Source organism: Pseudomonas sp. Pseusp88, from assembly GCF_047303955.1.
GTDB lineage: Bacteria > Pseudomonadota > Gammaproteobacteria > Pseudomonadales > Pseudomonadaceae > Aquipseudomonas.
Genome location: NZ_JBGLYM010000025.1, coordinates 68,654 through 80,706, shown reverse-complemented (window position 1 = coordinate 80,706; position 12,053 = coordinate 68,654). Strand labels below are relative to the sequence as shown.

At 60.8% G+C, this 12,053-nt stretch carries 8 protein-coding genes and 1 pseudogene; 3 read left to right on the top strand and 6 right to left on the bottom strand.

Annotation, left to right across the window (positions count from 1 at the left end):
• The first annotated feature begins 16 nt into the window (after positions 1–16).
• Both sigX and ACCD02_RS24820 read left to right on the top strand, forming a co-directional pair.
• Positions 17–607: an RNA polymerase sigma factor SigX gene (sigX, locus tag ACCD02_RS24825; protein ID WP_259100202.1), complete on the top strand. Its 591-nt coding sequence runs from the start codon at positions 17–19 to the stop codon at positions 605–607.
• A gap of 106 nt (positions 608–713) precedes the next feature.
• Complete coding sequence (locus ACCD02_RS24820) at positions 714–1,751, top strand: OmpA family protein (protein ID WP_413307920.1); 1,038 nt, start codon at positions 714–716, stop codon at positions 1,749–1,751.
• Between the two features lie 365 nt (positions 1,752–2,116).
• On the opposite strand, the gene cobA is transcribed toward ACCD02_RS24820, so the two are convergent.
• The 5 genes and pseudogenes from cobA to ACCD02_RS24795 all read right to left on the bottom strand — a co-directional run bounded on the left by cobA (position 2,117) and on the right by ACCD02_RS24795 (position 10,117).
• On the bottom strand, positions 2,117–2,869 hold the full coding sequence (gene cobA, locus ACCD02_RS24815) for a uroporphyrinogen-III C-methyltransferase (RefSeq protein ID WP_413307917.1): 753 nt from the start codon (positions 2,867–2,869) through the stop codon (positions 2,117–2,119).
• Positions 2,866–5,628, bottom strand: coding sequence for a molybdopterin-dependent oxidoreductase (locus tag ACCD02_RS24810; RefSeq protein ID WP_413307914.1), 2,763 nt, complete (start codon positions 5,626–5,628; stop codon positions 2,866–2,868). Before ACCD02_RS24810 ends, cobA begins: the two co-directional genes overlap by 4 nt.
• A gap of 29 nt (positions 5,629–5,657) precedes the next feature.
• Positions 5,658–6,860: pseudogene (locus ACCD02_RS24805) on the bottom strand (NAD(P)/FAD-dependent oxidoreductase); the annotation flags it as partial.
• A gap of 387 nt (positions 6,861–7,247) precedes the next feature.
• The gene (locus tag ACCD02_RS24800) at positions 7,248–8,906 is read right to left on the bottom strand and encodes a protein kinase domain-containing protein (protein ID WP_413307911.1); all 1,659 of its coding nucleotides are present in this window, start codon (positions 8,904–8,906) and stop codon (positions 7,248–7,250) included.
• Entirely contained in the window at positions 8,906–10,117 is a 1,212-nt protein-coding gene (locus ACCD02_RS24795; protein ID WP_413307908.1) for a nitrate/nitrite transporter, read from the bottom strand. Before ACCD02_RS24795 ends, ACCD02_RS24800 begins: the two co-directional genes overlap by 1 nt.
• A 423-nt stretch (positions 10,118–10,540) precedes the next feature.
• On the opposite strand from ACCD02_RS24795, the gene ACCD02_RS24790 reads away from it, so the two are divergent.
• Positions 10,541–11,566 (top strand): quinone-dependent dihydroorotate dehydrogenase, encoded by a 1,026-nt coding sequence (locus tag ACCD02_RS24790; RefSeq protein ID WP_413307905.1) that lies wholly within the window; start codon positions 10,541–10,543, stop codon positions 11,564–11,566.
• Positions 11,567–11,781: 215 nt separating this feature from the next.
• On the opposite strand, the gene rmf is transcribed toward ACCD02_RS24790, so the two are convergent.
• Positions 11,782–11,997 carry a ribosome modulation factor gene (rmf, locus tag ACCD02_RS24785; RefSeq protein WP_080290409.1) on the bottom strand — a complete coding sequence of 72 codons (216 nt, stop codon included), beginning with the start codon at positions 11,995–11,997 and terminating at the stop codon, positions 11,782–11,784.
• Positions 11,998–12,053 lie beyond the last annotated feature (56 nt).

Below are 12,053 nucleotides of genomic sequence, written 5' to 3'. Positions count from 1 at the left end.
GTCGGCACGACTTGTTTTGAATAACCCCCAACCGCTATCGATGCGCTATGACCCCCGCGAACTCTCTGATGAGGAGTTGGTGGCGCGCTCGCACGTTGAACTTTTTCACGTGACGCGGGCTTACGAAGAATTGATGCGTCGCTATCAGCGAACCCTTTTTAACGTTTGCGCACGATATTTGGGGAACGATCGCGATGCTGATGATGTCTGTCAGGAAGTGATGCTTAAGGTGTTGTATGGCTTGAAGAATTTCGAAGGTAAATCGAAGTTCAAAACCTGGCTCTACAGCATTACGTATAATGAATGCATCACCCAGTACAGAAAGGAACGGCGAAAGCGTAGGTTGATGGACGCTTTGAGTCTGGACCCTCTTGAGGAAGCGTCGGAAGACAAGACGCCAAAACCTGAAGAGAAGGGCGGGCTCGATCGCTGGCTTGTGCATGTGAACCCGATCGATCGGGAAATTCTGGTGCTGCGTTTTGTCGCAGAGCTGGAATTTCAGGAGATCGCAGACATAATGCACATGGGCCTGAGTGCCACGAAAATGCGCTACAAACGAGCACTTGATAAATTACGTGAGAAATTTGCAGGCATTACCGAAACTTAACTCGGAGCAAAGATCTCTAACGAGCAGGCAAATCTGTTAGACTTGCCGATGAGTTGTCCCCCGGTATGCGGGACTGCTTCACAATCACCAGATGGGGATTTAACGGATGAAACTGAAAAACACCTTGGGCTTGGCCATTGGTACTATTGTTGCCGCGACATCGTTCGGCGCTCTGGCTCAAGGCCAAGGCGCAGTCGAGATCGAAGGCTTCGCCAAGAAAGAACAGTACGACAGCGCCCGTAACTTCAAAAATAACGGCAACCTGTTCGGCGGTTCGGTTGGCTACTTCCTGACTGACGACGTTGAGCTGCGTTTGGGCTACGACGAAGTGCACAACGTCCGTAGCGATGACGGCCGTAACATCAAAGGCGCAGACACCGCCCTGGATGCTCTGTACCACTTCAACAAACCAGGCGACATGCTGCGTCCATACGTCTCGGCCGGTTTCTCCGACCAAAGCATTGGCCAGAATGGCAGCGGCGGTCGTAACCGTTCCACCTTCGCCAACGTTGGCGCTGGTGCAAAACTGTACTTCACCGAAAACTTCTATGCCCGTGCTGGTGTTGAAGCTCAGTACAACATCGACCAGGGTGACACCGAGTGGGCACCTAGCGTTGGTATCGGTGTGAACTTCGGTGGCGGCTCCAAGAAAGTTGAAGCTGCACCGGTTGAAGCGGCTCCAGCCGTTTGCTCCGACAGCGACAACGATGGCGTTTGCGACAACGTTGACAAGTGCCCTAACACTCCAGCCAACGTAACTGTTGACGCTAACGGCTGCCCAGCTGTTGCTGAAGTTGTTCGCGTTCAGCTGGACGTGAAATTCGACTTCGACAAGTCTGTTGTCAAGCCGAACAGCTACAGCGACATCAAAAACCTCGCTGACTTCATGAAGCAGTACCCACAGACCACCACCACTGTTGAAGGTCACACTGACTCCGTCGGTCCTGACGCTTACAACCAGAAACTGTCGCAGCGTCGTGCTGACGCAGTTAAGCAAGTTCTGGTCAACCAGTACGGTGTTGGCGGCAACCGCGTTCAGTCCAAAGGCTACGGCGAAACCCGTCCAGTGGCTGACAACGCAACTGAAGCTGGCCGCGCGGTTAACCGTCGCGTAGAAGCTGAAGTAGAAGCTCAAGCTAAGTAATTAGCCCGCTTCAACAGAAAAGCCCGGCTCAGGCCGGGCTTTTCTTTGCCTGGGATTTGGCATTTGGATCGATTCAGATAATCCGTTGGAACCGGGCCCGCTCGGGAATCTGCGCCGTGAAAAACGGTGAAAACGGATTATGCGGCAGCGAATTCATTCGCGAAGGCAATGTTATAGACGCAAAAAAATGCGTCGAATGTACCCGCCTCTTCGCGAATGAATTCGCTCTCATCAAGCACGACGCAACTTTCTGAATTGAAATGAGGCTTTTGTAGGAGCCGGCTTGCTGGCGATGACGTCAGGCCAGTCACTGACGCCGTGACAGCTCCCACAAAACCACCATAGAAAAGCCCTTTGCAGGGCTTTCAGGCACAAGAAATCAAAGATCGAGAGCTGGCCGACAGCGCCTGTCCGCTGGCCGCTACCGCGCCAATCACGAGGATCGCCGGGCTCTTCAATTTGAACTCCATGGCGTTCTGCTGCATATCTGCCAACGAACTGCGGCATTCACGTTGATGGGGCAGAGATGCATTCTCGATCATGGCCACGGGTGTGTCCGCAGCCATGCCGCCTTCCAGCAGACTGTCGCGGATTTCCCCCAGTTTGGCGACGCCCATATAGACCACCAGCGTGGTACCGCTGTGGGCCAGGGCTTGCCAGTCCAGCTGGCTGTCGTCCTGGGTGTGAGCGGTGACGAGGGTCACGCCGCGGCTGATCCCGCGCAGGGTCAGGGGGATTCCGCATTGGGTCGCCCCGGCCAGACCGGCAGTAATGCCATTGACCACTTCCACCTCGACGCCATGGCCGCGCAGCCACTCGGCTTCTTCGCCGCCACGGCCGAAAATGCACGGATCGCCGCCCTTGAGTCGGACCACGCAGCGTTTTTGCCGCACGTAGCGCAGCATCAGGCGATGGATAAACGCCTGGGGTGTTGAACGACAACCGCCACGCTTGCCTACCGCAATGACGCGCGCATCGGGGCAATGTTGCAGCACGGCGGGGTTGACCAGATCGTCAATCAGCACCACATCGGCTTCGTTCAAGGCACGCACGGCCTTGAGGGTCAAGAGTTCGGGATCACCGGGACCTGCACCGACCAACCAGACTTTTGCACTCATGACGCACTCCTTACTTTGATCGGCGTTGCGGCCGTCAGCAGACGTTTGATTTCCGGCACGCAGGACCCGCATTGGGTCCCGCAGCCCAGTTGGCCCTTCAATTGATCCAGGTCCATGCCGCGTTCGATACCGCCGAGCACCGCGGCTTCACTGACGTTTTTGCAGTTGCACAGGGTCTTGCCGGCGGATACTGGCTGGCTGCTCTTGCCAGGTGGTGTGCCGAGCGGGGCCAGCAGCCAGCGGCGCAGGGATTCGTCGACGCGACCTTCCTGCCAGAGCTCCTGCAACCAGTGCCGGGCGGCGGTTTCTCCGGCCAGGCGGATGGCGGTAATGCGCCCGTGTTCGATGCGTATGCGCTTGCCGATTCCGCGCTTGCCATCGTCATAGGCCATCACCGAGCTGCTTTCCAGGCCGAGTGCCTCATCGATCTGTTGCAGCCACTCAGCGGTGGGCGCTTCAGTGCTGGCCGTACGGATCAGCAGGGCCGGACGTTCGCGTCCGACCAGGCCCAGGCTGGCATAGGCAAAGAGCTCGCACAGGGGGCGAACCTTCTGCAGATGGGTCTGCACGTCGCCTTCAATAAGGATGAACATCTGCCACGGCAGTTCGATCCGTTCCAGGCGCACCCCGGAGTGTTTCAGTTCCGGCTGCTTGGAGATGGCGTCATAGGCCGGTTGGGTCAGCACATTGACTCCGCCCTTGAGGAAGCGCTCGCCCCAATGCATCGGCAGAAAGGCCTGGCCGGGGCGCACGCCCGGATCCGCGGCGACCGGCACGATGAGGCTGGCGCGACGGCTGTGCAGGCGCACCAGATCACCGGCCTGCAAGCGATGGCGGTGCATTTCATCAGGGTGCAGGCTCAGGGTCGCTTCGCTGACGTGGCCAAATGATTGTGCAGCCGTGCCGGTGCGGCTCATGCCATGCCACTGGTCACGCAGGCGGCCGGTGTTGAGGGTCAGGGGGAAGCGCGCGTCGCGCAGTTCTTTGGGAGCCTGATACGGCTCGCTGATAAAGCGCGCGCGACCCGATGGCGTCGGGAAAATACCGTCCTCATACAGGCGCACTGTGCCGTTGTCCGCGCCCTCGGGGAAAGGCCATTGTTGCGGCCCGCGTCGCTCGATCAGCCCATAGCTGAGGCCGCTCAGATCCAGGTCGCGGCCGCGGGTCAGCAGTTTGTATTCATCGAACAGCGCCTGGGGTGTGTCGAAATCCAGCAGGGCAGGGCTGCCGGGGCGCAAACGCGCTTGCAGGCGCCGGGCGAAATCCACGGCAATGGCCCAATCGGGACGGGCCAGGCCCGGCGCTGCAATAGCCTTGCGTACTCGAGAGACGCGGCGCTCGGAGTTGGTCACGCTGCCTTCCTTCTCGCCCCAACTGGCGGCGGGCAGCAGCAGGTCGGCAAAGTGTGCGGTCTCGGTGGTGTGAAAGGCTTCCTGCAAGACCACGAACGGACAGGTGTTCAGCGCCTGTTGCACCTTGAGCTGATCCGGCAACGACTGCGCCGGGTTGGTACAGGCGATCCATACGGCCTTGATTGTGCCATTGGCCATGCCGTCGAACAGCTCGATGGCGGACAGGCCGGGCGCGCTCGGCAGCTCTGGAACGCCCCAGTACTCGGCCACTTGCGCACGATGCTCGGGGTTGGCGACCTCTCGATGTCCCGGCAGCAGATTGGACAGGCTGCCGGTTTCACGGCCGCCCATGGCGTTGGGCTGACCCGTCAGGGAGAAAGGTCCTGCGCCGGGGCGACCGATCTGCCCGGTTGCCAGATGCAGGTTGATCAGGGCGCTGTTTTTCGCGCTGCCGGACGTCGACTGGTTCAGACCCATGCACCACAGCGACAGAAAGCTTGGTGCCTGGCCGATCCAGCGCGCGCAGGTCAGCAGATGTTCCAGGGGGATGCCGCAGAGCTCGGCAACTTTTTGCGGCGGGTAATCGTGAACCAGGCTTTTCAGTTCGGCATAGCCTTCGGTATGCGTGTCGATAAAGTCCCGGTCGATCCAGCCTTCCCACAGAAGCAGATGAAGAATTCCGTGAAACAGGGCGACATCGGTGCCTGGCAGAATCGCCAGATGCAAGTCGGCCAGCTCGCAGGTATCGGTGCGGCGTGGGTCGATCACTATGACTTTCATCTCGGGACGTCGGCTTTTGGCTTCCTCCAGGCGACGAAACAGCACCGGATGGGCGTAGGCCATATTGCTCCCGGCGATCAACACACAATCGCTCAGCTCAATATCTTCATAGCTGCACGGCGGCGCATCGGCGCCGAGGCTGCGCTTGTAGCCGACCACTGCCGACGACATGCACAGGCGCGAATTGCTGTCGATATTGTTGGTACCGACCACGGTCCTCGCCAGTTTGTTGAAGGCGTAGTAGTCCTCGGTCAGCAACTGTCCGGAGATATAGAAGGCCACGCTGTCCGGGCCGTGCTCGTGGAGGGTCCGGGCGAAGACGTTGGCGGCGTGATCCAGGGCGGTATCCCAGTCGGTGGCGCTGCGTGCCAGTGACTTGCTCAGGCGCAACTCCGGCTGCAGGGCCCTGGCGCTGAGGTCGCCGGTCAGGTGCAGGCTCGCGCCCTTGCTGCACAGTTTGCCGAAGTTGGCCGGATGTTGCGGGTCGCCGCTGACACCGAGGATTTTCTCGTTGTCGTGTTCGATCAATACGCCGCAACCGACGCCGCAATAGCAGCAGGTGGACGCCGTGGTGCGGGTGTCTGCAGCTGGCACCAGGGTCAGCGGTGGTGTACTTGGCAGTCCCATCAGGCAGCTTCCCCGATTGCTGTCGGCCAGTCCTGGCCAAACATCAACTGATCGCGGATGGCGGCAATGGAGCGGCCTTCGCGAATCAGCTGCATATACCAGCCGCCGTCGGCGGTGTCGCCATACAGGCAGGCGCCGACCAGCAGATCATCCTTGATCACCAGTTTTTTGTAGACGCCATTGAACGGATCGCGCAGGGTCAGGCTCTCGGTGCCTTCGCCGCCCATGAAGTCTCCGGCGGAGAACAGGTCGATGCCGGTCACCTTGAGTTTGGTCGAGGTCACCGAGCCCTTGTAGCGGGCGAAGCCCAGTTGGGCCAGGTGATTGGCGCAGACCTTGGCCTGCTCGAACAGCGGCGCCACCAGGCCATAGGCGATCCCGCGATGGCTGGCGCATTCGCCAATGGCGTAGATGCGCGGGTCGTAGGTCTGCAGGGTGTCGTTGACCAGAATGCCGCGCTGGCACGGCAAGCCTGCTCGCTCGGCCAGTTCGGTGGTCGGCCTGACACCTGCGGCCATGACCACCAGGTCGGCGGCGACCTGCTCGCCATTGGCGAACTGTACGGCCTTGACCCGACCCTGATCGTCGCCCAACAGGGCCTGAGTCTGTTCGTTCAGGCGAAAATTCAGGCCGCGACTTTCCAGGGCGTCCTGCAGCAGCAGGCCGGCGGTCATGTCCAGTTGCCTTTCCAGCAGCCATTTGCCGATGTGCACCACGGTGACATCCATGCCGCGCAGCTTGAGGCCGTTGGCGGCCTCCAGGCCCAGCAGGCCACCGCCTATGACCACCGCGTGACGGTGGGTCCTGGCGGTATGGATCATGGTGCGGGTGTCGGCGATATCGCGATAGCCGATCACGCCGTCGAGGGTGTGGCCGGGGATCGGCGGGATAAAGGGCGTAGAGCCGGTGGCGATCAATAGGCGGTCGTAGTGCGCCTGGGTGCCATCATCGGCGATGACCAGGCGTCTGGCCCGGTCGATCTTCACCACCCGACGGTTGAGCAGCAATTGGATATTGTTATTCAGATACCAGCTCAGGTCGTTGAGCACGATATCGTCAAAGGATTGTTCCCCGGCCAGCACCGGTGAGAGCAGGATACGGTTGTAGTTGGGGTGCGGCTCGGCGCCGAACACAGTGATGTCATACAGATCGCCGCTGAGCTTGAGCAGCTCTTCCAGGGTGCGCACGCCTGCCATGCCGTTGCCGATCATGACCAGTCTGGGTTTTTTCATGGGTCTCTCCGAGCCTGCTCGACAAATTCCGCGCAAACAAAAAAAGGCGTCCTGCCAGTTGCCTGGCAGGACGCCTTTGTCCTGTCCCGTTATCTCGGGAGGCGCCGCTTTCATCGTTGAAAGCGCGCGCGATGTAGTTCTCTGCAGTTGGCTATGCAGCGGTTGTGCCAAGTACTGATCGGTTGCGTTTGAGGGGGGCGGGCGGATGTGCTGTGTCAGGGTGTAACGTTGTGGGACCGGCTTTAGCCGGGAAAGGGCCAATGCACCCGCCAGATTTCCCTGATTTTAAACGTGCCTTCCCGGCTGAAGCCGGTCCCCCATTAAAATCGCGTTGTTAAACATTGTTTGCACCATTTCGAGACTTTTTGCACCGGATTGGCGCACCTATCAGCCTTTTAGCAACCACACCATCAGGATCAGGTTGATCAACAGCGAGACCAGGGCCAGGGTGCGCCAGACTTTCAGCGGTTCGCGCTCCAGCAACGGCTGGCGGCGCGGAGCAAGGGGTTGGTGCTCGGCCTGTTCCAGCTGCAGCAACCACTGCTCGGCGGTTTCAAAGCGCTGTTGGGGATCCGCCGCCAGACCCTGCATCAGGTTCTGTTCCAGACTATCGGGCAGATCCGGGCGATAGCGACTGGCCGGGACCGGAGTGCCGAAACGTCGTTGCTGAAAGGCCTCGATCTCGCCATAGGGATAGTGGCCGGTCAGCAGGTAATAAAGGGTGACCCCGACGGCATACAGATCCTGTTGCGGGTCGGGCAGTGCGCCCTTGAAGGCCTCCGGGGCAATGAAGCTCGGAGTTCCGGGCAGATCTCCGGGCGCCATGACCGAGAGGCCGGGGCAGAAGGCCAGGCCGAAATCCAGCAGGCGCAGTTCGCCATCGTCGCTGAGCAGCAGGTTGTCCGGCTTGATATCGCGATGAATGATATTGCGTCGATGCAGTAATCCCGTCGCACGCAGCAGACGATTGGCCAGATCGCGCCATTGCGCCACGGGTAATGGCCCGACGTTTTCGAATAATTGCGCCAGGGTGCAGCCGGAATATTCGCGCATCAGGTAATACAGATGCTGGCGATCCGCAGCGGGGTGAATTTCCGGGAACGAGCGACCCGCGACCCGGCGCAGAAACCATTCTTCAAGCAGCAGGGCGGGACCGGCTTCGCTGTCCTGATGGCGACTGTCAGGCAGGGTCTTGAGCAGCCAGGGTTGGCCTTGCCCGTCCTGCACCCGGTAGAGCAGGGATTGCCGCGACTCGTTGAGCAGGCCCGTCACCTGCCAGCCCTCAAAGCGCTGGCCGGGTTTCAACTTTGGCGGCAGCGGCCATTGCTGTAATTGGCGCAGGGTGTCGCCAAGATCGTCCTGGCCCAGCGCATCGACCTGCACCAGCAGTGCGCTGGCGTTGTCCTGGCTGCCGGCTCGATGCGCCGCGCTGACCAGAGTTTGCACGGCAATATCCAGGTCCGTCTGTTCGTCGAGAATTGCGCGAATATGGCTGTCGGCCAGGGTAGCCCAGACGCCGTCGCTAAGCAGCAGTAGCCGTTCGCCGGCCTGCAGTTCGCCGTCCAGATAATCCATGACGACATGTTGATCCAGGCCCAGGGCGCGCTTGAGTACATGCTGCATGTCCGGTTGTTCCCAGACATGGTCCTCGCTCAGGCGCTGCAACTGACCGGTCTGCCAGCGGTAGGCCCGGCAGTCGCCGACGTGGGCGAGGGTAAAGCGTCGGCCGCGCAGGACCAGGGCGCTGAGCGTGGTGAGCAGGCCATTGGCCAGAAGCCAGCGATTCTGCGCCAGTAACAGGCGGTCCAGCGCCTGGGTGATGCCCCAGGTTTCCGGCGTCGAATAGTAGTCCAGCGCCAGGGCCTGCAAGGTTGACTGGGCGGCCAGCCTGCCGTCCTGGCATTGGCTGACGCCGTCGGCCAGGGCGAACAGATAGCCCTTGCTGGCGGCCAGGGCCGGGGCCGGAGTGACCAGGCGCAGCGCGTCCTGATTCTCCGCCCGCGGACCGCTGGCGCTGAATTGGGCAACCCGCAGTTGCAGGCTCATCAGACCCGCGCTGCGGTTACGGCAGCCGAACCCCAGGTGGTTCTCCAGCGACGCTTGACGTTGAGCAGGCCGAACCAGGCCAGTACACCGAGCAGGGCGAACAGCCACAGACCCAACTGATAATCGCCGGTGTTCTGCTTGATCGCGCCCAGACCCGCTGCGAGAAGGAAGCCGCCGATACCACCAGCCATGCCGATCAGGCCGGTCATCACGCCGATTTCCTTGCGGAAGCGTTGCGGTACCAGTTGGAAAACCGCGCCATTACCGGCACCGAGGCCGAGCATCGCCGAAACGAACAGGGCCAGGGCCACCCAGGAGCTGGGAATATGGAAGCCCACGGCAGCGATGCAGATGGCCGCTACGGCGTACATGAACGCCAGGGTGCGAATACCGCCGAAGCGATCCGCCAGGGCGCCGCCCAACGGGCGCATCAGACTGCCACCGAAGACGCAGGCAGCGGTGTAGTAACCGGCGGTGACCGGGCTCAGGCCGTACTGGTCGTTGAAGTAGCCGGGCAGGGCGCTGGCCAGGCCGATGAAGCCGCCAAAAGTCACGCTATAGAAGAACATGAACCACCAGCTGTCGCGATCGCCCAGGGCCTTGAGGTAGTCGGCGCGGGATTTTGGCTTGCTGCGTTCAGGGGCGTTACGTGCCATCAGCGAGAAAGCGATCAGGGTCAGAATCAACGGGATCAGGGCGAAGCCGAAGACGTTGGTCCAACCGAAGGCTGCGGCCAGTACCGGGGCGATCAAGGCAGCAAATACCGTCCCGGAGTTACCGGCACCGGCGATGCCCATGGCTTTACCTTGATGCTCTGGTGGATACCACTGCGAGGCCAGGGGCAGGGCCACGGCGAAGGACGCACCGGCCATGCCCAGGCAAACGCCGAGCAGCAGGGCCTGGCCGTAGCTGTGAATACCCAGTTGCCAGGCGCCGAGCAGGGCGACGATGACGATGATCTGGCCGATGATCCCGGCGGTCTTGGGCGATAACTGGTCAGCCAGCATGCCCATCAGGAAGCGCAATACGGCCCCGGCCAGAATAGGCGTGGCCACCATCAGGCCACGCTCCTGGGTGCTCAAGTGCAGGTCGGCGGCAATCTGCACCGCCAGTGGTCCGAGCAGATACCAGACCATGAAGCTCAGGTCGAAATACAGAAATGCGGCAAACAGGGTGGGTTTATGACCGGCCTTCCAGAAACTTGTACTCATCGAACACCTCATCTGCAAAAGGGGGATCTGTCGGGCGGGGACCTCGACGGATAGGAGGTGGAGCGCACACACGGCGGCTCCACCGGCTCCAGACCGCGGAGCCAAGACGAAAAAAAACGTCGCAACCCGATTCGCTGTTCTGCGAAGGGGTAGGCGACGTCTTTGTCGTATTCAGTGGGGCAACCGCCGTTGGCTGCCTGTGCTAATGGCTTTAGCAAAAGCCGGGCCAAATACGGAGAAAGCCAGCCTGGGCGGGCTTGGCGGGGCATGTCAATGTGACAAGGTGCTCGTAGCGGTTCTGCTTTGGTGCGTGCGAGGCGCGGGTGCTTCAAGAGTGATCACTGCGCAAACGGTGTCGCGCGCAGCCCTTGAGCTGTCTATAATCCCCGCCCTGTGTCCAGCCTCCTCGAGCCGCGCCCGCCCATGTATAACCTGGCCCGCCAGTTACTGTTCAAACTTTCCCCCGAGACCTCCCACGATCTGTCCCTGGACCTGATCGGCGCCGGTGGCCGCCTTGGCCTCAATGGCCTGCTGAGCAAGGCGCCTGCGCGCTTGCCGGTGACGGTCATGGGCCTTGCGTTCCCCAATCCGGTGGGGCTGGCGGCGGGCCTGGACAAGAATGGCGCGGCCATCGATGGCTTTGCCCAGTTGGGTTTCGGCTTTGTCGAGATCGGCACCGTGACTCCGCGTCCGCAGCCGGGCAATCCGAAGCCACGGATTTTCCGCCTGCCCCATGCCGAGGCCATCATCAACCGCATGGGCTTCAATAATCTGGGCGTGGACAATCTGGTCAACCGAGTCAAGGCCGCCAGCTACAAGGGCATTCTGGGGATCAATATCGGCAAGAACTTCGATACGCCGGTGGAGCGCGCGGTCGATGACTACCTGATCTGTCTGGACAAGGTCTATGCCCACGCCAGCTATGTCACGGTCAACGTCAGCTCGCCCAACACCCCGGGCCTGCGCAGCCTGCAATTCGGTGACTCGCTCAAGCAACTGCTCGAAGCCCTGAGCGTGCGTCAGCAGGCTCTGACCCTGCAGCACGGCCGTCGCGTCCCGCTGGCAATCAAGATCGCCCCGGACATGACCGACGAAGAAACTGCGCTGGTCGCGGTTGCCCTGATCGAAACCGGGATGGACGCGGTCATTGCCACCAACACCACCCTCAGTCGCGAGGGCGTTGAGGGGCTGCCCCATGCCGACGAGGCCGGTGGTCTGTCGGGTGCGCCGGTGAGGGAGAAGAGCACCAATACAGTCAAGGTACTGGCAGGAGAGCTGGCTGGCCGTTTGCCGATCATCGCGGCGGGCGGCATCACCGAAGGCCGCCATGCTGCCGAGAAGATTGCGGCAGGGGCGAGCCTGGTGCAGATTTATTCCGGTTTCATCTACAAGGGCCCGGCGCTGATTCGTGAGTCGGTGGATGCGATTGCAGCGATGCCACGGGGTTGAGCCACGCACGTATCTGAAATGGAATGTGGTGCTGTAGGGGCTGCTGAAGGCTGCGAAGGCGGTCGAATGCAGCCTTCGACAGCGTACAGGTCAGGCGCCCATAAAAAAGGGCTCCGTAAAGGAGCCCCTGGGCCTTGGCCCGCCGTCCGGATGGGACGTGCATGGTTTTCAGTAAAGATGCAAAGTTTGATTGTCAGTCGATGAGTCCAGCTACCTTAGCCGACCGCGTGAAGTTCGTTGAGTCTGTGGATGCCCGCAGTGCCAGTCATACCGTCCCAGTTGTCGCCACGTCCTTCTCGCCAGCCATTGATCCAGGCTTGGCGTACCGACGGTAGAGTAAAAGGGCAAAGCTCACGGGATTTACCATGAACACCAAATTGATATCCGCGTAAAAATGCTCTTTCCAACGGATCACGCTTAAGTCTTCTCATAGGGTGTTGCCCTCGTTTGTTGACTGTTATGTCCCTGAGACCTCTTGCTCGAGGTC